The sequence below is a fragment of the Pseudomonas sp. ES1 genome (assembly GCF_050586605.1).
GTDB classification, from domain to species: Bacteria; Pseudomonadota; Gammaproteobacteria; order Pseudomonadales; family Pseudomonadaceae; genus Aquipseudomonas; species Aquipseudomonas sichuanensis.
On record NZ_JBOBDM010000070.1, the window covers coordinates 1 to 19,934 of the forward strand.

At 63.9% G+C, this 19,934-nt stretch carries 17 protein-coding genes; 4 read left to right on the forward strand and 13 right to left on the reverse strand.

Translation table 11 applies throughout. The features are described from left to right. Positions 1 to 77: 77 nt before the first annotated feature. The 7 genes from hpaI to ACQ4N9_RS23175 form a co-directional block, all read right to left on the reverse strand. Positions 78 to 881, reverse strand: a complete 804-nt coding sequence (gene hpaI / locus ACQ4N9_RS23145) for a 4-hydroxy-2-oxoheptanedioate aldolase (RefSeq protein ID WP_390970441.1) — start codon at positions 879 to 881, stop codon at positions 78 to 80. Positions 882 to 890: 9 nt separating this feature from the next. Beyond that, positions 891 to 1,694 carry a 2-oxo-hept-4-ene-1,7-dioate hydratase gene (gene hpaH, locus ACQ4N9_RS23150; RefSeq protein ID WP_390970443.1) on the reverse strand — a complete coding sequence of 268 codons (804 nt, stop codon included), beginning with the start codon at positions 1,692 to 1,694 and terminating at the stop codon, positions 891 to 893. 8 nt (positions 1,695 to 1,702) lie between these two features. Beyond that, positions 1,703 to 2,113, reverse strand: a complete 411-nt coding sequence (locus ACQ4N9_RS23155; RefSeq protein WP_390970445.1) for a 5-carboxymethyl-2-hydroxymuconate isomerase — start codon at positions 2,111 to 2,113, stop codon at positions 1,703 to 1,705. Between the two features lie 10 nt (positions 2,114 to 2,123). Beyond that, complete coding sequence (hpaD, locus tag ACQ4N9_RS23160) at positions 2,124 to 3,047, reverse strand: 3,4-dihydroxyphenylacetate 2,3-dioxygenase (protein ID WP_258706536.1); 924 nt, start codon at positions 3,045 to 3,047, stop codon at positions 2,124 to 2,126. Between the two features lie 154 nt (positions 3,048 to 3,201). Continuing rightward, positions 3,202 to 4,662, reverse strand: coding sequence for a 5-carboxymethyl-2-hydroxymuconate semialdehyde dehydrogenase (hpaE, locus tag ACQ4N9_RS23165; protein WP_390970447.1), 1,461 nt, complete (start codon positions 4,660 to 4,662; stop codon positions 3,202 to 3,204). A gap of 2 nt (positions 4,663 to 4,664) precedes the next feature. After that, entirely contained in the window at positions 4,665 to 5,435 is a 771-nt protein-coding gene (locus ACQ4N9_RS23170) for a fumarylacetoacetate hydrolase family protein (RefSeq protein WP_322360673.1), read from the reverse strand. Beyond that, complete coding sequence (locus ACQ4N9_RS23175; RefSeq protein WP_390970449.1) at positions 5,432 to 6,106, reverse strand: fumarylacetoacetate hydrolase family protein; 675 nt, start codon at positions 6,104 to 6,106, stop codon at positions 5,432 to 5,434. The genes ACQ4N9_RS23170 and ACQ4N9_RS23175 overlap by 4 nt, the downstream gene beginning before the upstream one ends. 163 nt (positions 6,107 to 6,269) lie before the next feature. On the opposite strand from ACQ4N9_RS23175, the gene hpaA reads away from it, so the two are divergent. Next, positions 6,270 to 7,172, forward strand: a complete 903-nt coding sequence (hpaA, locus tag ACQ4N9_RS23180) for a 4-hydroxyphenylacetate catabolism regulatory protein HpaA (RefSeq protein ID WP_390970451.1) — start codon at positions 6,270 to 6,272, stop codon at positions 7,170 to 7,172. Positions 7,173 to 7,347: 175 nt separating this feature from the next. Then, the gene (hpaR, locus tag ACQ4N9_RS23185) at positions 7,348 to 7,770 is read left to right on the forward strand and encodes a homoprotocatechuate degradation operon regulator HpaR (protein WP_125858566.1); all 423 of its coding nucleotides are present in this window, start codon (positions 7,348 to 7,350) and stop codon (positions 7,768 to 7,770) included. A 411-nt stretch (positions 7,771 to 8,181) separates the two neighbouring features. Here the strand turns inward: hpaR and ACQ4N9_RS23190 are convergent, their stop codons facing one another. Together ACQ4N9_RS23190 and ACQ4N9_RS23195 are read right to left on the reverse strand one after the other, a co-directional pair. After that, positions 8,182 to 8,775: a TetR/AcrR family transcriptional regulator gene (locus ACQ4N9_RS23190; protein ID WP_258706539.1), complete on the reverse strand. Its 594-nt coding sequence runs from the start codon at positions 8,773 to 8,775 to the stop codon at positions 8,182 to 8,184. 5 nt (positions 8,776 to 8,780) lie between these two features. Continuing rightward, complete coding sequence (locus ACQ4N9_RS23195) at positions 8,781 to 9,980, reverse strand: multidrug effflux MFS transporter (protein WP_390970453.1); 1,200 nt, start codon at positions 9,978 to 9,980, stop codon at positions 8,781 to 8,783. Between the two features lie 361 nt (positions 9,981 to 10,341). On the opposite strand from ACQ4N9_RS23195, the gene ACQ4N9_RS23200 reads away from it, so the two are divergent. Then, positions 10,342 to 10,533 carry a general stress protein gene (locus ACQ4N9_RS23200; RefSeq protein WP_390970455.1) on the forward strand — a complete coding sequence of 64 codons (192 nt, stop codon included), beginning with the start codon at positions 10,342 to 10,344 and terminating at the stop codon, positions 10,531 to 10,533. A 94-nt stretch (positions 10,534 to 10,627) separates the two neighbouring features. Here the strand turns inward: ACQ4N9_RS23200 and ACQ4N9_RS23205 are convergent, their stop codons facing one another. The 3 genes from ACQ4N9_RS23205 to ACQ4N9_RS23215 form a co-directional block, all read right to left on the reverse strand. Continuing rightward, complete coding sequence (locus tag ACQ4N9_RS23205) at positions 10,628 to 12,976, reverse strand: RHS repeat-associated core domain-containing protein (RefSeq protein ID WP_390970457.1); 2,349 nt, start codon at positions 12,974 to 12,976, stop codon at positions 10,628 to 10,630. Continuing rightward, positions 12,973 to 15,675: a hypothetical protein gene (locus ACQ4N9_RS23210; RefSeq protein WP_390970459.1), complete on the reverse strand. Its 2,703-nt coding sequence runs from the start codon at positions 15,673 to 15,675 to the stop codon at positions 12,973 to 12,975. The genes ACQ4N9_RS23205 and ACQ4N9_RS23210 overlap by 4 nt, the downstream gene beginning before the upstream one ends. A 601-nt stretch (positions 15,676 to 16,276) precedes the next feature. After that, a complete protein-coding gene (locus tag ACQ4N9_RS23215; protein ID WP_390970461.1) occupies positions 16,277 to 16,603 on the reverse strand; it encodes a hypothetical protein in 327 nt (108 codons plus the stop codon). A gap of 323 nt (positions 16,604 to 16,926) precedes the next feature. Here ACQ4N9_RS23215 and ACQ4N9_RS23220 point away from each other — a divergent pair, with 323 nt between their 5' ends. Then, positions 16,927 to 17,478, forward strand: coding sequence for an ATP-dependent Clp protease proteolytic subunit (locus tag ACQ4N9_RS23220; RefSeq protein WP_390970463.1), 552 nt, complete (start codon positions 16,927 to 16,929; stop codon positions 17,476 to 17,478). Positions 17,479 to 17,841: 363 nt separating this feature from the next. On the opposite strand, the gene paaZ is transcribed toward ACQ4N9_RS23220, so the two are convergent. Next, positions 17,842 to 19,896: a phenylacetic acid degradation bifunctional protein PaaZ gene (paaZ, locus tag ACQ4N9_RS23225; RefSeq protein WP_390970466.1), complete on the reverse strand. Its 2,055-nt coding sequence runs from the start codon at positions 19,894 to 19,896 to the stop codon at positions 17,842 to 17,844. Positions 19,897 to 19,934 lie beyond the last annotated feature (38 nt).

Here is a 19,934-nt window from a genome sequence, read left to right on the forward strand (position 1 = left end):
GGGAGCTGGCTTGCCAGCGATGCGCCGCGCGGGCGGCGCTCGATCTGATAGGCGCTGCACATCTCTCGGCGAACGCGTCAGTAAACCCCGCCCTGGGCAGTCGCATTCACCACACCTTCCTTGAATGCCCCCGCCAACCGCTGCAACCCGCGCATCAATACAGTGGTATCCACCCCTACAGCGACAAACGCGGCCCCCAGCTCGATATAGCGCCGCGCCAGTACCTCGTCGGCACTGAGAATCCCCGCCGCCTTGCCGGCCCGGCCAATCCGCACGATGGCGTCTTCGATAGCCGCCTGCACCTCGGGATGCCCCGGATTACCCCGGTGCCCCATGGCCGCGCTCAGGTCCGCCGGCCCGATGAACACCCCATCCACACCATCAACGGCGCAGATTTGGTCCAGGTTTGCCAACCCCTCGCGGTTCTCGATCTGCACCAGCAGGCACACCTGCTCGTCGGCCAGGTCCAGGTAACCGGGGATGCTGTTCCAGCGCGAAGCCCGGGCCAGCGCACTGCCCACACCGCGAACACCGTACGGCGGGTAGCGCACCGCACGCACCAGCTGGCGAGCCTGCTCGGCGCTTTCGACCATGGGTACCAGCAAGGTCTGGGCACCGATATCGAGCAGCTGCTTGATCAGCGCGGTATCGCCGACCACCGGCCGCACCACCGGCTGGCCGGGGTAGGGCGCCACGGCCTGCAACTGGCCAAGCAGGCTGCGCAGGTCGTTGGGCGCGTGTTCGCCGTCGAGCAGCAACCAGTCGAAGCCGGCGTTGGCCGCCAGTTCCGCGCAATACGGGTCGGCCAGGCCGAGCCACAGGCCGATCTGCGCCTGGCCGCTGCGCAGGCGTTGCTTGAAGGTGTTGATGGGCATGTCCATGGGCGGTCCTCAGACGAAACGGCAGGCAATCGAGCCGAGCTGGTCGTAGTCGACATGGAAGGTGTCGCCGGGGCGGGCAGCCACCGGGCGGGTGAAGGAGCCGCCGAGGATGATCTGCCCAGCCTCAAGGCCCACGTCATAGGCCGCCAGCTTGTTGGCCAGCCAGGCTACGCCCTTGGCCGGATGGTTGAGCACGGCGGCAGACACCCCGGATTCCTCGATCACGCCATTGCGATAGAGCACCGCCGGCACCTTGCGCAGGTCGATGTCGCCGGGCCGCACGGCGCGGCCGCCCATGACCACGCCGGCATTGGCGGCGTTGTCGGAGATGGTGTCGAACACCTTGCGGGTGGCGCCGCTGTGCGGGTCGACCTGCTGGATCCGTGCGTCGATGATTTCCAGTGCCGGGATAACCCACTCGGTGGCGTCGAGCACATCGAACAGGCTGACGTTGGGGCCCTTGAGCGGCTTGCCGAGGATGAAGGCCAGCTCCACCTCGACCCGCGGCACGATGAAGCGTTCGAAGGGGATGTCGCTGCCTTCGTCGAACAGCATGTCGTCGAGCAGCGCGCCGAAATCCGGTTCGGTGATGTTCGAGGAGACCTGCATGGCCCGTGAAGTCAGGCCGATCTTGTGGCCGACCAGCTTGCGACCGCTGGCGATCTTTTGCGCAACCCAGGCGCGCTGGATGGCATAGGCGTCCTCGATGCTGATCGAGGGGTGCTCCAGGGAGAACTGACCGACCTGTTCGCGGCTGCTTTCAGCCTGGTCGAGGCGGGCGGCGGCTTGCTGGATGATGTGGGCGTCGAGCATTGAAGACCTCAGGAATTCCGGTTGAACAGGGGGTGCAGGCTGCTGTGCTTGGCGTCGTACACCTGGGCCTGGCTTTCGTCGATCTGCAGGGTCACGCCGACCGGGCGTTGTGCCAGCAGCGGGTCGAGGTGGCGGCGCAGCACGGCCAGCAGGTTGTCGCCGACCTGTTGGTGCACCGTGGCGCTGCGCCCGCTGCCCATGCGCAGGTTGGCGTAGACGAAGCCGTAGCTACCCTGGCCATCGGCGATCGCCGCGTGAGCGGCGGGGTAGGCCAGTACCCGGGTGCCGCCGGTGGGGAACACCTGACGGGCGTTTTCGTCGCGTTGTTCGAGCATGCAGTCGGCCAGGGCGCGGCACAGGCCGGGCATGTCGGCGTCGGCTTCGATATCCGGGCTGTAGAGCAGGACCAGATGGGGCATGGCGAGCTCCTTACAGGCGGCTGGTGGAAGTGACGCCGGCCGGGTTGGAGGCCTGGGCGGCGGGGATGGTGCTGCCATCCTGCGGGGTGACCGGGAAGATCGCGTTGATCTGGCCGGTGCCGGACGAGCCGAAGTAGGGCGTGACCACTTCGGCTTTACCGTCGTACTTCGACCAGCCCAGGGCGCCGAGCAGCATCGCGGTGTCGTGCATGAAGCCTTCGCCGTGGCCCTTGACCGCGTACTCCGGCAGCATCGCGCAGAAGTCGGCCCAGTCGCCGTCCTGCCACATCTGCACCACGCGATGGTCGAGGGTTTCCAGGAACGGGCTCCACACCTTGGTGGCAAAGTCCGGGGCCTGGCCGTTCTGGGCGAAACGGTGGGACAGTGAGCCGCTGGCGAGGAAGGCCACGGTGCCGTCGTAGTGGTCCTCGACTGCCTTACGCATGGCCCAGCCCAGGCGGGCGCTGTCGTTGAGGTAATGCGAGGTGCACAGCGCCGAGACCGAGACCACCTTGAAGTGCTGGTCGGTGTTCATGTAGCGCATCGGCACCAGGGTGCCGTACTCCGGGGCGAGCGTGGTGGCGTCGTGGGCCATGGTTTCCACGCCCAGGCGGTTGCACTCCTCGGCCAGGATGCGCCCGAGTTCCGGGTTGCCGGGGAAGCCGTAGTTCATGTTGGCGATGAAGTGCGGCAGCTCGTTGCTGGTGTACAGGCCTTCGAAGTGCGCTGCGCAGTTGATGTGGTAGTTGGCGTTGACCAGCCAGTGGGTGTCGAACACTACCAGGGTGTCGACGCCCAGTGCCCGGCAGCGCCGGCCGATTTCCAGGTGACCGTCGATGGCCGCCTGGCGAAAGCCTTGGCGTGGGCCGGGCAGTTCCGACAGGTACATCGAGGGTACATGGGTGATCTTGGCGGCGAGAGCGAGTTTGCCCATGGGAATCTCCTGTTAAAGGTTGTTGTTCTGGGTGTCCATGGCGAGGGCTGCGCCCTCGATTCGCGGGTAAACCCGCTCCCACAGGGACAGCGCTGTGCCTGTGGGAGCGGGTTTACCCGCGAAGGGCTGCAAGGCAGCCCAGCGATTTGAAGCGCTACACCCCCCAGCGCGGAATGTGGTGGCTACCCATGGAAATACACACGTTCTTGATCTCGGCAAACACCTCGAAGCTGTACTGTCCCCCTTCGCGGCCAGTCCCGGAACCCTTCACCCCACCGAACGGCTGACGCAGGTCGCGCACGTTCTGGCTGTTGATGAACACCATCCCGGCCTCGATGCCCCGGGCCAGACGATGTGCCTTGCCGATGTCCTGGGTCCAGATGTACGAGGCCAGGCCGTATTCGGTGTCGTTGGCCAGCTGCAGCGCCTCGGCCTCGTCCTTGAACGGGATCAGGCACGCCACCGGGCCGAAGATCTCCTCCTGGGCGATGCGCATGCGGTTGTTCACATCGGCGAACACCGTGGGCTGGATGAACTGCCCCTTGGCCAGGTGCGTCGGCAGGCCCGCCGGGCGCTCCAGGCCACCGGCCACCAGGCGCGCACCTTCTTCGATGCCGATGCGAATGTAGCCGCTGACCTTGTCGTAGTGCTGCTGGGTGATCATCGAGCCGACCTGGGTTTTCGGGTCGGTCGGGTCGCCGACGATCAGGCGCCGGGCACGGGCGGCGAACTCGCTGACGAAGCGCGGGTACACGCTCTCCTGGATGAAGATGCGGCTGCCGGCGGTGCAGCGCTCGCCGTTGAGCGAAAAGATGGTGAACAGCGCGGCGTCCAGGGCACGGTCCAGGTCGGCGTCTTCAAAGATCAGCACCGGCGACTTGCCGCCCAGTTCCATCGAGTACTTTTTAAGCCCCGCGGTCTGCATGATCTTCTTGCCGGTGGCGGTGCCGCCGGTGAAGGAGATGGCGCGCACGTCCGGGTGGCGCACCAGGGCATCGCCGGCGGTGGCGCCGTAGCCCTGGATCACGTTGAGCACACCGTTGGGGATGCCGGCCTCGACCGCCAGGCGGCCCAGCTCGTTGGCGGTCAGCGGCGACAGCTCGCTCATCTTCAACACTGCCGTGTTGCCCAGCGCCAGGCATGGCGCGGTCTTCCAGGTGGCGGTCATGAACGGCACATTCCACGGCGACACCAGCCCGCACACGCCCACCGGCTGGTACAGGGTGTAGTTGAGCATCTGGTCGTCGACCGGGTAGCTGTGGCCGTCCATGCGCGTGCACACTTCGGCGAAGAAGTCGAAGTTGTGCGAGGCGCGGGGGATCAGCACGTTGCGGGTCTGGTGGATCGGCAGGCCGGTGTCGAGGGTTTCCAGCTCGGCCAGTTGCGGCACGTTCTGGTCGATCAGCTCGCCGAGGCGGCGCATCAGCCGGGCGCGCTCCTTGGCCGGGGTGTTGGCCCATTTCGGGAAGGCCTCTTTCGCCGCGGCCACGGCCTGGGCGACTTCCTCGGCGCCGCCGCTGGCCACTTCGCCGATGGCTTCACCGGTGGCCGGGTTGTAGTTGATGAAGGTGTCACGGCTCTCGACTTCGCGGCCGTTGATCCAGTGCTTGATCATGTTCATGCCTCTTGGGTTTTACGGGCGAAGAACTCGGCTTCGCTGACGATACGGTTGACCAGGCGGCCGACGCCTTCCACTTCCACCACCACTTCATCGCCCGGCACCACGTCGGCCAGGCCTTCCGGCGTGCCGGTGGCGATCATGTCGCCGGGCTGCAGGGTCATGAAGCTGGAGAAGTATTCGATCAGGTAGGGGATGTCGAAGATCATGTCGGCGGTGCTGCCTTCCTGCTTCAGCTCGCCGTTGATCCAGGTGCGCAGCTTGAGGTTCGACGGGTCTGGCACATCGCTGGCATCGACGATCCACGGGCCGACCGGGGTGGTGGCGTCGCGGTTCTTCACCCGCAGGTTGGGCCGGTAGTAGTTCTCCAGGTAGTCGCGGATGGCGTAGTCGTTGCACACCGTATAGCCGGCCAGGTAGGCGAGGGCGTCCTCGCGCTTGACGTTGCGCGCCGGCTTGCCGATCACCGCCACCAACTCGCACTCGTAGTGCATGTACTTGACGTTGTCCGGGCGCCAGGTGACCTGGTCGTGGCCGGTGTAGGTGCCGGGCGACTTGATGAAGGCCAGCGGCTCGGTGGGCGGGGTGAAGGCCAGCTCGGCGGCGTGGTCGGCGTAGTTCAGGCCCAGGGCGAACATGCTGCCTGTGGCCGGTGGCAGCCAGGTCACCTGGTCTTGATGCACCAGGCGGCCATCAGCCAGGCGCAGGTGGTCGTCTTCGACCGTGACGGCGTGGACCTGGCCGTCGAACTGGATACGGGCGTGCTTCATAGGGCGAGTCCTTGTTCGGCGACGATGGGGTTGGTCAGCTGGCCGAGGCCGTCGATCTCGACGCTTACGCGGTCACCGGGCAGCACATCGACGCGGCCTTCCGGGGTGCCGGTAATCAGTACGTCGCCGGCATGCAGGGTCATGAATTCGCTGATTTCAGCGATCAGCTGGGCCACGCTGCGCACGCAGTTGGCGGTGTTGTTGTGCTGGCGCAATTCGCCGTTGACCCACAGGCGGATGCCCAGCGCGTCGGGGTTGCCCACCTGCGCCGCCGGTACCAGTTCTGGCCCCAGCGGGCAGAAGCCGTCGCGGCACTTGGCCTTGACGGCCGGGCGGTAGTAGCTGTCTTCGGGCAGGCTGAACTCGTTGACGATGGTGTAGCCGGCCACGTGCTCGAGGGCGTTCTCGACGCTTACCCGGCTGGCGTCCTTGCCGATTACCACGCCCAGCGCCGGGCCGGGCTGCAGGCGTTCGACTCCCGCAGGGTAGGTAACTGCCTGGGCATGGCCATTGCGGGTGTTGGGGGTCTTGATGAACAGCACCGGCTTGACCGGCGGCTGCTGGTACGGCGCTTTATGGAAGGACGCCAGGTGCTGCTGCAGCAGGCCCTGGTAGTTCAGGGCGACGCCGAACAGGCTGCCGGTGGCGACCTCGTGCAAGGCACGGCTCATGCTTTTCTCCTGCGGAAGGCGAAGCGCCATGGGACGCTTCATTGCGTTTTTGTTAATGTGTTAACGTTATAATTAAGATGTTAACGATCGTCAAGGCATTCCCCGCTCGCCGGGCAGTGCTACGATGCATCGCCCGGCCTGTTCCACCGGTACGAGAACAACAATGAAAGAACGACAGCCGATCCCCAACATCAACATCGGTCAGGTCTACGACCAGCGCTACAGTGACAGCGAGGTGCACTACGACCGGCTCGGCAACCTGGCCGGCTTTTTCGGTCGCAACATGCCGGTGCACCGCCATGATCGCTTCTTCCAGGTGCACTACGTGAAGACCGGCAGCGTGCGGGTGTACCTCGATGAACAGCGCTACCACGAAGCCGGGCCGATGTTCTTCCTTACCCCGCCGACCATCCCCCATGCCTTTGTCACCGAGGCCGACGCCGATGGCCACGTGCTGACCGTGCGCCAACAGCTTGTATGGCAACTGCTGGAGGCCGAGCCCGGGCTGATCAGCGCCCCGCGCCTGCAACCTGCGTGCGTTGCCCTGGGGCATTTGCAAGGGCAGGCGCGCGAAGAGGCGCATCGGCTGGAGCAGTTGTTCGACCTGCTCGGCAGCGAGGTCGGCCAGGGGCAGGCGGGGCAGGGCACCGCCCTGCAGGACCTGGCGCGGCTGGTGATGATCAGCCTGCTGCGGCTGTGTGCCAACTCGCTGGAGGCGATGCCGGCACGGCACGAGGACTTGCAGCTGTTTCACCGCTTCAACGAGCTGATCGAGCGCCATTACCTGGAGCATTGGGCGTTGCCGGCCTACGCCACGGCGCTGGGCGTGACCGAAGCGCGGCTGAATGACGTGTGCCGGCGCATCGCCGACCTGCCGTCCAAGCGCCTGGTGTTCGAGCGCTTGATGCAGGAGGCGCGGCGCCTGTTGCTGTATACGGGCGGCTCGGCCAACGAGATCTGCTACCAGTTGGGCTTCAAGGACCCGGCGTATTTCAGCCGGTTCTTCCAGCGCCACGCGCAGATGACGCCGGGGGAGTACCGCCAGCGGCAACTGGCGTTGCGGTGATAGGTGCATCGAATGACCTGCTCCAACCCTTGAGCTTGAAGCCAATCGTGCAATGACCCGGTTGCAGCGAGAATGGGCGTTAGCCAGGAGCGCTGGTACTTTTCACAGGGGCTGGACAGGCCGGGGGCAAATGTATTTCACTTCATTAATATCTTAATAAAACCAGCCGAGCCCGATGACCATCCCAAGACCCTCCCTGACCTTGACCCTGCTGCAGGCCCGTGAAGCGACCATGGCGTTCTTCCGCCCAGCCCTCAATGCCCATGACCTGACCGAACAGCAATGGCGGGTGATCCGCATCCTGCGCCAGCAGGGCGAGCTGGAGAGCCACCAGTTGGCGGACCTGGCGTGCATTCTCAAGCCGAGCATGAGCGGCGTGCTCAAGCGCCTGGAGCGTGATGGGCTGGTGGGACGGCGCAAGTCGCCGGAGGATCAGCGGCGGATCTTCATCAGCCTGACCGTGCGCGGGCAGCAGGCGTTCCTGGCGATGAGCGAGGAAATGGAGCGCAATTACCAGGAGATCCAGCGCCAGTTCGGGGCGGACAAGCTGGAGCAGTTGATGGGGTTGCTTAATGAGTTGAAGAAGATCGAGCCTTGAGGTGGCGGGGGCGTTGGTGGGGCAGGGTTTGAGTTTGTATGTGGGCCACCAGGTGCCCGCCACAATCCTTGCAGCGCTTATGAGATCGAGCGCCGCCCGCGCGGCGCTTCGCGGGTAAACCCGCTCCCACAGTCTGTTTCGGGCCAGTCTCTCCTGTGCCATCACCAGGTCCGCCTTGTTAGCACGACGCGGTTTCAGCGTGTGCGTTGCCGCCGCCCCACATGACTCAAGACATGCACCAAGGCAGGCGCCGGTACTTTCACAGGAATAATTGGCCCGAAATAAACTGTGGGAGCGGGTTTACCCGCGAAGCGCCGCGCGGGCGGCGCTCGATCTCATAGACGCTGCAAGGGTTGAGGCAGGCGCCTGGCGGCCCTCACCCTGTCTCCCGCCCTGCACCGACCGGCCCCCTCACCCCGCCAACCCCAACGAATCATCCAGAATCTTCAACAATGACGCCGCCCGCCGCGCATACACCGCCGGGTTCGCATACAGCAGCTCCACATGCAGGCTGTCGATGATCCCCAGATAAGCATCCCCATACAGCTCCAGCTTGTTGCCATCGCTGCGCGCCCAGGCATGCCGCTCGCGCAGGGCCTGGCAGAAGCCCAGGCGAATCTGCTCCAGATATGCCTCAAACCCGGTGGTCACGATCGAGCGTATCGGCGCCGGCGGCAGGAACGCACTGCGCAGCACGAAGCGCAAATTGGCCGAGCCCGCATAACGCTCTGCCAGGTGCAGCGGATGCCAGTGCCCAGGCGCCTCGCGGCCGGCGGCCTCATGGCCGAACCCGGCTTCGACATAGGCGGTCTCCTCGGCCAGGGCACGCTCGAACGCACACACGAACAACGCATCCTTGTTGGCGAAGTGCGCATACAGCGAGGCCTTGCGCATGCCCGCCTGGGCCGCGATTTCGTTCAGCGACGAGCCGTCGTAGCCATGTTCGGCAAAGTGTTCGACGGCGTGGTCGCAAATGCGTGCGGCGGAAGGGGTCAGGGCTTTCAAGGCGGTCACTCCGGGTTGACGCTGCAGTTCGAGGCGCTGATTGTCTTTGCCAGGGCGGCGCGGGTCAAACCCAGGATGACCACGGCGGCTGCGGCCAACAGCCAGGCCCAGGCCTGCGGGCCGAGGGTCGCCAGGTGCCCGGCCAAGGGTGTGGCGCTGGACGAGATCACCAGTTGCAGGGCACCGAGTAGCGCGGCGGTGGAGCCGACATCGCGGTGTTGCGAGGACATCGCCAGGGCCATCAGCGTGGCCTCGCAGATGCCCAGGCCGAACAGTGCCAACACCACACCGCCCAGCAGTACCGGCAAGCCGCCGCCCACCACCGTCAGCAGTGCACCCGCCCCCATGCACAGCGCGCCCCACCAGGCCACCCGGGCCACGCCGTGGCGCTTCACCCACAGGCCGGACCCAGCAGCGCCCAGCAGAATGGCCACGCCACAGGCGCCGAACAGCATGCCGAACTGCGTGCTGGTGAGCCCGAAATGCTGCTGGTACACGTAGGCAGAGCCGGCGATGTAGGCGAACAGGAAGAAGAACACCGCCGACAGCGCCAGCGCCGGGCGCAGGAACCTACCGTCACGGGCGATGCGCGCATATGTGCGCAACACGCTACGCGGCGCCAGGCGCACACGTTGCGCCACGGGCAAGGTTTCACCCAGCGCCAGGGCCGAGTTGAGCAGGGTCAACAGGCCGAGCCCTGCGAGCACCAGCATGATCGCCCGCCAACCCCAGGCGGCATCCACCACGCCGCCCAGCGCCGGGGCGAGGATCGGTGCCAGGCCTTCGATGGTCATCAGCAGGGCGAAGATCTGTGCCGCCCGTGCGCCGTCGGCGACGTCGCGCACCATGCTCATGATCACCACCAGGGTCAGCGCGCTGGCCAGGCCCTGGATCAGCCGTGCCAGCAGCAGCGCTTCCAGTGAGTTGGCCGCCGCCGCAGCCAGCGAGGTGACCGTGAACACCAGCAACGCCACCAGCAACGGCCGGCGCCGGCCCAGCGCATCCACCAGCGGGCCGAACAGCAGCTGCCCGGCACCCATGGCCAGCAGGAACACGGTCAGGGTCAGTTGCACCTGGGGATAGCCGGTGCCGAAGTCGCGAGCCATTTGCGGGAGGCTGGCCAGGTACATGTCGATGGCCGAAGGGCCGAGGGCGCCGATCAGGGCGAGGGAGGCGGCGAAGCGCAGGTTTGAACGGGTGGGCATGACAGCGAAATCCATTGAACAAAAATAAGCCTACCGACCGGTAGGTTGTACAAAGGTTAAGCATAATCATGGGAGGGGTCAACAGATGTGTCGCGAGGCACGCGCTCTGTGGGAGCGGGTTCACCCGCGAACACGGGCAGAGCCTGTGTCAGGCACCGAGGTAAATCGCAGCGACGGTGCGCCGATGCGACTTGCCCCGCGATCGGCTGAAACTGCTTGTGCACCAAATACACCGTCTTCGCTTGTTTAGCGCCACCGGTCCGATGAATCCGCAATAAACCGAATCCGCCGTTATCGCCGTACTCCCACACCATGTACGGCACGCAACCGTGCATCCCCAAGGCAAACGAGGTTGATGACCATGGCTAACAAAGACAATGACCGGATGAGCAAGGACAGCGACAAGATGGGCCACCAGGGTGGCAGCAAGAACCCTGGAAATTTCGCCAATGACCGCGACAAAGCTGCCGACGCCGGGCGTAAAGGTGGGCAAAGCACCGGTGGAGATAATCGCCAGAGTAGCGAGTCGGGCCGCAAGGGCGGCCGCTCGTAAGTGAGGCCTAGCAGTGCCAGAGGGCCTGGCACTGCGTACTCAATCGCAGCGCTACGCCTTGACGCCTCTCAACATCAAGGCGTAGCGCGGTGGGTCAGTTGAACTGCCGGCTAACCGGTGGATTGTCTCCAGCGCCAGCGTTTCGGCGTCTCTCGAACAGGGATGGAGCCCCAGACCGGCTAATGATCTCGCTTACTCGTTGCGACGGCCCGGTCTCGGCTCGCTGCGAGGCTGGCAGTGAAGCCCGATTAGCTTGAGCTGATTGTTCCACACGAGGACCGATCTGCCTGGACTGGCTATTGGTAGCAGCCACAGGGCCTTGTTGTGCCGTCTGGACAGGATCTTCTTGGGCTGGTTCCTTGGCAGGTGAAGCTACCCACTTTTCCACAGAAGTTAATGTCGATGTCACAGCTGAAGCGGGGCCACCCAAGGGTTTGAGCCAGGTCTCGGCGTTGTGAAGGGTTTGATATGCGCCTTTGTACGATTTGAAAGCCTCGAAAGCCTTAGGCGCCGCACTACCAAAGGAGGCGCCAGTTCCAATAAGACCTACGCCAAATTCCACATATCCAAGAATTTTTGCGGCCTCTGAGTCGGGATTCTTGGCCGTAATTGCTAGGCCGGCTATCTGGGTGCCTAATTTGACGACACTGGCGACTGCTGCAATCGTTCCCAGTACGCCTACCGTCGATGACGCGGTCATGCCGAAGGCCAAACCAGCAGCGGCAACCGTCCCGCCTACGCCAATACCTGCCGCACTGGCCGTCGCTCCTGCGACGACAGCGGCAGTGAGTGCCGGCGCAAGGGGAGCCAATGCTATGACCATGGCGGCCACGGCAAACCCTAGGGCAACCCATTTAAACCAACTGTGCCCATCCGGGTCGAAGCGATTGACCGGGTCACCCCCGCAATAGCCGTAGGGGTTGAGCCCGCCCCGTCCGAAGGGGCTGGCGCTATCAGGCGCGAGGAACGTCATCAGCACCGGGTCATAGGGCCGGTAACCTGCCGCGATGTACCAGCCGGTGAGTGGCTCACGGCGCTCGCCTGCAAACCCGAAGGGGCTGGCGGCGCTCTGCGATGAGCCCCCATCGGCTCCGTGGGCCGTGTAGTGGTACTGGCGCAACGCCTCATCGGCCTCCAGCCGTACACTGCCCTGGGCATCGCAGCCGAGCAGGGTGGCCCGGCGAACACCGGCGGCCAGCCGGTCGACCGCGAACAACTGGCCAGCATCGCCGATCAGGCGCAATTGTTCTTCACCGCGCAGTTCGTGGGTGAGGTTGTTGGCGCTGTGGAAACTGCGGCTAAGCTGGCCATCGACCCTGCGGTCGCACAAGTTGCCAGCCGGGTCATACCCGTAGGTGCAGGTCTGGCCCTGGTAGCTGACGCTCTGCAGGCGGTCCTGGCCATCCCAGGTCAGCACGCGGCCCAGGCTGTCACGTTCGAGGCGGCCGCGAGCGTCATAGGCCAGGTCGATCTGCCTGGGCCAGCTGGCATGGGTATGAGCGATGCGGGTGACCTGGGTTGGGTCGCTGCGGTTTTCGTACTCGAAGGTCGCGGTATCGCTGCTGTTGTCGGCGAAGGTCGAGACCACATCGATATAGCAATCCAGCGCATCCAGGCGGAACACCTGCTTGACCACCCGGTTACCGAAGGGATCCTTCGGCGCCACCGCGGCGTCGGCCTCGTAGGTGTTCAACCGGCCGTGGCGATCATAGGTAAAGCGCTCCTCACCCTGCACCGAGCCGTCGTCCCAGCGGCGGCTCTTGAGCTGGTCGAGGTCGGTGTAGGTCAGCGTCTGTACCTTGCGGCTGGACTGGCCCTCGACCACGGCGTCATACGTACGGGTCTGTTCCCGGCCAAGGCTGTCATAGGTCAGGGTCTGGGTCAGGCGGGTACCGCTGACCGTGTCACGGGTGGTGTAAGTGTGCGGGCGGGAGAAGGCGTCGTAGCCGATCTCACTGGTGACGCTGGCGACGGTGATCCGTTGCAGGCGGCCGGCGCTGTCGAACGCGCGCTGGTGGTCCACACCGGCGGCGTCTTCGAAGCCAAGCTGCAGGCCGCCGAGGCTGTAGCGCCAAGTGGTGACATGCTTCTGGCCATCGACCGTCCAGGTATCGGTCTGCGGCTTGCCGGCAGCGGTGAAGGTCATCTGCTGTACGCCCAGCGGGCCACTGGCCGAGGCGGTGGTGCCCAGGGTGCGGTCATAGCTGAAGCCGTGGGCGCTTTCACCCGCTGGGAGAATCTGCTCGACCAGGTTCTCCAGCGCTTTGAGGTAACGGAAATCCACGCGCTTGCCGTCGGCCAGGATGTTGTGGGTAGGCTGCAGTTGGCCTGGGGTGTAGCGATATTCAGTGGTGCGGCCACCGCATTGGATGCTCAGCGGGCGGCCGAGGCCGTCGAACTGCTGGCGACCTACGGTCACGGGTTGTACATAGTTGTTCATCATGGGTTCTCCACGGTTTGCATGGCCACCGACGTGGGGTGCTCGCTGTTGCTGTGTGGGGCGTAGGTCCAGAGGGTCTTGCGGGCCTGCGAATCGCCGATTTCGAGGCGCTCGACGACACGAGAGAAGGCGTCATAGGTGGTGCGGGTGCTGCTCCCCACGCCGACCGTGGGTACCACGCTCTGCTCGATGACACGGTCCAACCCATCGCGACATTGATAGGTTGTCCGTACCAATCGTCGCTTGTCAGGGTCGCCGCCACCGTCGTCATACAGTTCGGTCTTCACCGGGCTGCCGTTGAGGTTCTTGTGCACGATTTCCAGGCTGCCAACCTTGCCTTGGGCGGATTGCCAACGTTGCTCGGTCTGGGCGATCGGGTCGTGCACGGTATGCGTGGTCACACCATTGCCCGCAGTTACCTGCGCGACATTGCCCCAATGGTCGTAGGCGGTGGTGCTGGACGGGCTGAACAGCGGTTGGCCGTCGGTTGCCCAGTCTGTATTGCTGCGTGAGACTTCTCGCCCCAGGGCGTCATACTCGATGCTGCTCATGCAACGGAAAGGTGCTGCCTCGTGATCGAGGTCTTCGAGCTCTACCCGTACCGTACGGCCGGCGCCGTCGACCCAGGTGCGCTTGCGCTGGCCAGTGGCGTCGCGTTCTTCAAGGCCGACGCTGGCCATGAGAGGGGCGGAACCGTTGCTACCCGATATGCGTGGGGCATGTTGCATGACGAATGCGTCACTGAAGTGGTAGCTGGCGGTACGGGTCACTTCATACTCGGTGCCGCTGGCGATAATGCTGCGTACCACACGTCCGAGCCTGTCGTAGGCGTGGTCGGTGTGCACGCCGGCGGCACTGGTCTCGCGCAGGGTCTGGCCGCTGACCAGGGAGCGGGCGGTGCTGGTGCGCATGTGCTGGGTTTGATCCGCCTCGTCACCTTCGATGACAGTGGTGGTCAGCAGCGTTGCCACGCCATTCACGGGCTCGATGCTGTAGCTATGGCGGGTAGTGATCGGCTGCCCCGCCACGGTCTTGGTGGCGCTGGCCAAGCGGGCGTAGTGCAGGCCAACTGTATCGATGTAGGTGTTGCAGGTGGTTTCGATCACGGTCCCGGCCGTTTCGTCCTCCAGTTGCTCGCGCTCGACCAGTTGCAAAGCAGGGTCGCCGGTTATCAACGAAGGCAACGCAGCATAGGTGTAGCGGGTAAGCATGACCGGCGCAGCGCCGCGCGCCAGTTCGGGCGGGGTAACCCTGCGCAGTTTCAAGCGCCGCACCATGCCCAGGGCATCTTCAGGCGCGCTGCCGGGCTCGCCTTCGATCGGGTAATACTCGTTGAGCTCGATCACGCCATTGGCCTGGACCGACTCAAGGGGGTTGCCATAGCGGTCGAAGGTGGAAGTGGCGACCTCGCTGCGTTCACGTTTGACGGTATCGCCCTGCCACTCGATGAAGGTGGTGGTCACCTGGCGCGGGCACTGGCAGAACGCCGCCTGCTCTTCCCAGGATTTGTCGTAGTCGATGTGGTAGCGGGTGTCGATACGGGTTTCATGGTCGCCGGAGCGGCGTCGCTCGAGGGTTTGCAGGTGGTGGCGGTCCCAGTGACGCTGTACGCTCTGCTCGATCGAGCCGCTCGAGTTGGTCAGGGTTTCAGTGACGGAATATTCGTAACGCTCTCGCAGCCTGTAGAGGTTGTCGCGGCCCGACTCCCATTGGAAGCCCAACTGGCTGCCAAAGCCAAGGTAGTTGTAGACACCATTCCAGGTGTAGCTATACGACAGCGTGCCTGCCGCCTCATTGTCCGTGTGCTCCCAACGCAGCACACGTGGCAGGAAACTGATCGGCGCGCCGCTGGGCAGGCGGTGCGAGGTCGCAGCGGTCTTGCTCCAGAACAGCGTGTCGGTGGCTCCAAGCGGGCCGCTGACATTCTTGGGGAATAGCAGCGACTGGCCGTTGCCCACATCTATAGCCTCATAGATGAAGGTAAAGGGCGCTGCGGTTTCAGGCAGGTGCAAGCTCGCCAGGCGGTTGTTCGCTTGTCCGAAGACGTACACCGCTTCATCGGCAGTACCCGGTGCGAGCAGCAACTTAGGTGAGGTGCCGCTGCGGTCGATCCGGGCAAGTACGCATTGGTTGTCGTCGGTAATCTCCCTGAGGTGGTTGACACCGTTGGCCGAGCTCCACTGCAGGTGCAGCCGGCGGCCTGCATCGCTGCGCAGTTCATGCAGCACATAGGGGCCGCTGCCATTGACTCGCTTGAGGACCTCGATACGGCCGTCTTTGTGAGTGATCCGATAATTGTCCTCATCAGTACGCACTACCCGCAGCGATTGCAGCTTGTAGTCGCGGAACGTCACCTGGCCGTCCACGACGGCCTGCACTGCATACTGTTCGCCCGTGCCAAGACGCAGAGCCTGGGCGCCCTGTGCCAGTGACAGTTCGCTGAACAGCAGCGACCAGCCCAGGCCAAAGCCCTGGTTGCGATGCGAACCCAGGCTGCTGAACGCCAGGGTGAAGGGCAGGGAAGGGCCGCCCAGGTTATTGGCGATGCCCAGTTCGACGTTGAAGACCAGGTTGAACTGGCCCGTTCGCGGGTCTACCGCGGATTGCATGGCCGAGAGGAAGTTGCTGGCCTGAGAGTGGATGCCGCCTGTGTTAAGGGACAGTTCAGGTGCCTGGAAAACTTCATTTATGGGGTCAGACATTTGTTCTCTTCTGTAAAACAAAGGGTGTGAGCAATCGCTGTCGCTGGTGCGGCAGGTAATAAGTCACGCCTTTATAAGGGGTTGTAGGATTGAAATTTCGACAATGCCATGGCATTTGCCGTGAGTTGCCGATGGTCAGGGTTTTTATTGCTCGTTGATGTCTGCTTTAGTTGGTTGACTAAACGTTCATGGTGCGTGCTCTGCACGCTGCTTGCGCGATGAATTTAATGTTGAAACCATTAGCGTGTCGCTGCAATTAAACAATATTAGGTTTGAGCCTTTGGCGCTGTGAGAACTTTCTGGCGCACCTAGAAGAATAGTCGTAGGCATTACGGAAGTGTCATAAGCCGCGATTGAGATGGTCACGATAAAACTCAATAATCGGGCACGACAAAGTGCAAGCCGCTCGGTGGGAGAGGCTTGCACTTTGAGATGTCAGAAATTTACCGCTACTGCTAGCGGAGTTGCATCGTGTTGCCTTTGCTGTCCCTGTCCGCAACCAGCGTGGCACTGTGACCGATTCAATATTGGTCTATATGGTATGCGTCCAACAACCCGAGACGAATGTGCGAGAGAGCCCGTAATTCGCAGGGTTATGGATTTAGAAAACCTTGCTCAACGGGTTGCTGCTCAGTGCAGGGATCTGCCCACTCAGGAAGTCGAAGCTCGGGTCATGTTCTGTATTCCAACTCCACGGCTTGGTTTCGTTGAGCGTGTCGAGAAACTTCGGATGTTCCATGGCCTCTCGCACTGCCGGCAGTAGGCTTGCGAATTCTTCGAGTGTGACTGTTTCGTCCGCTATGGGCTCGGCTGTCAGAGTGATCATGATTTGCTGATTGCCCTTGTTGTAGGCGCCTTCGCTACCCGAAGTCACTTCGATCGTGAATTCGCTTAGCCAATCTGTGGCGTTCTCCAGTTGCATGCCCATAGTCTTTTTCCATTAATTGAAAAGGCAGAGACAGGGTAAAAGGTCCTACAGGAGAAAACAGATGGTAAAACTTCCTGGTGACCTGGCATAGCTGCCAGTGTTGCCGGCACACACTCTCCAGATAGGCATAAAGTCCATGCGTGGCACGGTCCCACGACTTATTGCAGCCATGTGCCTTGAATAACAACCGTCAGCTAACGTGAAGGGTTCTGCACGATTGACCAGCGCAGTCATGGAACTTTGCCCCTGCCTTAGGCCTCCACCGCTAGCAGGACATCGCGCAGGATCAGCCACCCAGCAAGCCGAATGACCGGGAGCCCCCTATGGCCAGGCACATCATCCACTACACCGGCCCCATCAACTCGTCCACCTGCGGCAACCTGATCAGCACCTGCTCGCGCGCCCTGCAGCAAGGCGCCGAGCTGCTGCAGCTGAACATCGCCACCATGGGCGGGGAGTGCAGTTATGGCTTCACCCTGTACAACTTCCTGCGCAGCCTGCCGGTGCCGGTGCACACCCACAACCTCGGCACGGTGGAGTCGATGGGCAACATCATCTTCCTTGCAGGCAGCCACCGTACCGCCTGTGCGCTGAGCAAGTTCCTGTTCCATCCGTTCCACTGGACCTTGCACGGCTCGGTGGATCATGCGCGCATGGCCGAGTACGCCATGAGCCTGGACTACGACCTGCGGCTGTATGAGCAGATTGTTGCCGAGCGCACCGAGGGCGCCAGCGAGGCACTGGATGTGCCGCGCTACCTGATGGCGTATCCACGCATCCTGGGGCCGGAAGAAGCATTGCGCTGCGGGCTGATCCAGGCCATCGACGACTTGCCGATTGCAGCGGACAGTACGCAGTGGAGTGTGCATGCGTGAGTTGGCGTCTGTCTGGATAAGGTGCATGGCGACAGGTTTGTAGCGCCCTCAAGATCGAGCGCCGCCCGCGCGGCGCATCGCTGGCAAGCCAGCTCCCACATTTGTTTCGGGCCAATTATGCCTGTGAGGGTACCGCTGCCCGCCTTGGCGCATGGCTTAAGTCGGGCGAGGCGCCAGTGGTGCCTACCTCAAAATCGAGTCGAACCAACAAGGCAGACAGTGGTGAAATCTCAGGAGTGACTGGCCCGAAACAGATGTGGGAGCTGGCTTGCCAGCGATGCGCCGCGCGGGCGGCGCTCGATCTCATAGGCGCTGCAAAATCACCGGCGAACACCAGGTGGCCTTCACCCAACCTCAAACCAATCACACCCCCCGCTTCACCACCAACGTCAAGATGTCATAGCTCGCCACCAGCTCCCCATCCTGATTGGTCACCTCCACATCCCAAGCCACCACCCCTTGCGGTTGCCCCTGTGGGCTGGCTTTGCCCTGGTCGATCTTGCGCTTGCAGGTCAACCGCGCCTGGATGGTGTCGCCAATCCCCACCGGGGTAATGAAGCGCAGGGTATCGAGCCCATAGTTGGCCAGCACCGGCCCTTCACCCGGCGAAACGAACAACCCGGCCGCCGCCGACAGCACGAAATAGCCGTGGGCGATGCGCTTGCCAAACTGCGACTGCTTCGCCGCGATCTCGTCGAAGTGCATGTAGAAGTGATCGCCCGACAGGCAGCCGAAGTTGACCAGGTCGGCCTCGGTCACCGTGCGGCGGTGGGTAAGCAACGATTCACCGATGCGCAGGTCATCGAAGTGGCGACGGAACGGGTGCACCTCGGTTTCGATCACCTCAGCGCCGCGCACGTATTCGCCGGTCACCGCCATCAGCATGCTCGGCGAACCCTGTACCGCGGCGCGTTGCAGGTAGTGCTTGACCGCGCGCAGGCCGCCCAGCTCTTCACCACCGCCCGCGCGGCCCGGGCCGCCGTGCTTGAGCTGCGGCAGCGGCGAGCCGTGGCCGGTGGATTCCTTGGCCGCTTCGCTGTCGAGCACCAGCAGGCGCCCGTGCCAGGCAGCAGCGGCCGGGATGGCCTTGGCGGCCACCCTGCGATCGGCGGTGACCAGAGTCGCCACCAGGCTGCCCTTGCCACGGGCCGCCAGGGCCAGGGCTTCGTCAAGGTCGTCGTAGGCCATCAGCGTGCTGATCGGGCCGAACGCTTCGATATCGTGGGCGCCGCCCTCGGCGTGCGGGTCGCGTGCCAGCAGCAGGGTCGGGGCGAAGAACGCGCCTTCGGCCACGCCGTCACCCACCGGGCTGAAGCCATCGCTGGCGCCCAGCAGCTGGTCGCAGCTGTCCAGCAGCATGCGTACGCGTTCAGCGACATCGCGCTGCTGCTCGTGGGAAGCCAGGGCGCCCATGCGCACGCCCTCGACCGACGGATCACCGACCACCACGTTGCGCAGCCGTTCGCGCAGGCGAGTGGCCACGGCGTCGATGTGCCTGGCGGGGACGATGGCGCGGCGGATCGCCGTGCATTTCTGCCCGGCCTTGGTGGTCATCTCCCGCGCCACTTCCTTGATGAACAGCTCGAATTCTTCGCTGTCGGGGCTCACGTCCGGGCCGAGGATGGCACAGTTGAGCGAGTCGGCTTCGGCATTGAACGGCACCGAATTGCGCACCAGGTTTGGCGTGACGCGCAGCTTGGCTGCGGTGTCGGCGGAGCCGGTGAAGGTCACCAGGTCCTGGCCCTGCAGGCGCTCGAGCAGATCGCCGGTGCTGCCGATCACCAGTTGCAGGCTGCCGGCCGGCAGCAGCCCGGATTCGTTCATCAGCCGCACCACGGCTTCGGTCAGGTAGCTGGTGGAGGTGGCTGGCTTGACGATGCACGGCATGCCGGCGAGGAAGGTCGGGGCGAACTTCTCCAGCATCCCCCAGATCGGGAAGTTGAAGGCGTTGATGTGCACGGCCACCCCGGTGCGTGGCACCAGGATATGGCTGCCGGCGAAGTGGCCTTGCTTGCCCAGGGGGATCGCCGGGCCCTCATGCACCAGGTTGCCCGACGGCAGCTCGCGGCGGCCCATGCTCGAATAGGCGAACAGCGTAGCGTTGCCGCCCTCGATATCGATCCAGCTGTCGGCGCGGGTGGCGCCTGAGTGGTGGGACAGGGCGTAGAGCTGTTCCTTGCGCTCGGCCAGGTACAGCGCCAGGGCTTTCAGGCGCGCGGCGCGTTGCTGGAAGTCCATGGCCAACAGGGTTTGCAGGCCCTGGATTCGGGCGAAGTCGAGCGCTTCGGCGAAGTCCGGGCGTTCTTCGTGGCTGTAGGCCAGGGCGTGGCCGTCGAGGGCGCTGCGCAGGGCCTGGGCGCCGTGCTGGCCGATCCAGCGGCCGGCGATGAAGCTTTGCAGGGTAGGGGCGGCGGACATGCTGTTCTCCATGCTGTTCTGATAGACAGGGGGCGCGC

Bases quoted from the DNA above. Each gene is read 5' to 3' on its own strand.
- ACQ4N9_RS23155 (WP_390970445.1), bottom strand. From the start codon at position 2,113: ATGCCCCATCTGGTCCTGCTCTACAGCCCGGATATCGAAGCCGACGCC.
- ACQ4N9_RS23200 (WP_390970455.1), top strand. From the start codon at position 10,342: ATGGCTAACAAAGACAATGACCGGATGAGCAAGGACAGCGACAAGATG.
- ACQ4N9_RS23195 (WP_390970453.1), bottom strand. From the start codon at position 9,980: ATGCCCACCCGTTCAAACCTGCGCTTCGCCGCCTCCCTCGCCCTGATC.
- ACQ4N9_RS23215 (WP_390970461.1), bottom strand. From the start codon at position 16,603: ATGGGCATGCAACTGGAGAACGCCACAGATTGGCTAAGCGAATTCACG.
- paaZ (WP_390970466.1), bottom strand. From the start codon at position 19,896: ATGTCCGCCGCCCCTACCCTGCAAAGCTTCATCGCCGGCCGCTGGATC.
- ACQ4N9_RS23210 (WP_390970459.1), bottom strand. From the start codon at position 15,675: ATGTCTGACCCCATAAATGAAGTTTTCCAGGCACCTGAACTGTCCCTT.
- ACQ4N9_RS23175 (WP_390970449.1), bottom strand. From the start codon at position 6,106: ATGAGCCGTGCCTTGCACGAGGTCGCCACCGGCAGCCTGTTCGGCGTC.
- ACQ4N9_RS23205 (WP_390970457.1), bottom strand. From the start codon at position 12,976: ATGATGAACAACTATGTACAACCCGTGACCGTAGGTCGCCAGCAGTTC.
- hpaH (WP_390970443.1), bottom strand. From the start codon at position 1,694: ATGCTCGACGCCCACATCATCCAGCAAGCCGCCGCCCGCCTCGACCAG.
- hpaR (WP_125858566.1), top strand. From the start codon at position 7,348: ATGACCATCCCAAGACCCTCCCTGACCTTGACCCTGCTGCAGGCCCGT.
- hpaA (WP_390970451.1), top strand. From the start codon at position 6,270: ATGAAAGAACGACAGCCGATCCCCAACATCAACATCGGTCAGGTCTAC.
- hpaD (WP_258706536.1), bottom strand. From the start codon at position 3,047: ATGGGCAAACTCGCTCTCGCCGCCAAGATCACCCATGTACCCTCGATG.
- hpaI (WP_390970441.1), bottom strand. From the start codon at position 881: ATGGACATGCCCATCAACACCTTCAAGCAACGCCTGCGCAGCGGCCAG.
- ACQ4N9_RS23170 (WP_322360673.1), bottom strand. From the start codon at position 5,435: ATGAAGCACGCCCGTATCCAGTTCGACGGCCAGGTCCACGCCGTCACG.
- hpaE (WP_390970447.1), bottom strand. From the start codon at position 4,662: ATGATCAAGCACTGGATCAACGGCCGCGAAGTCGAGAGCCGTGACACC.
- ACQ4N9_RS23220 (WP_390970463.1), top strand. From the start codon at position 16,927: ATGGCCAGGCACATCATCCACTACACCGGCCCCATCAACTCGTCCACC.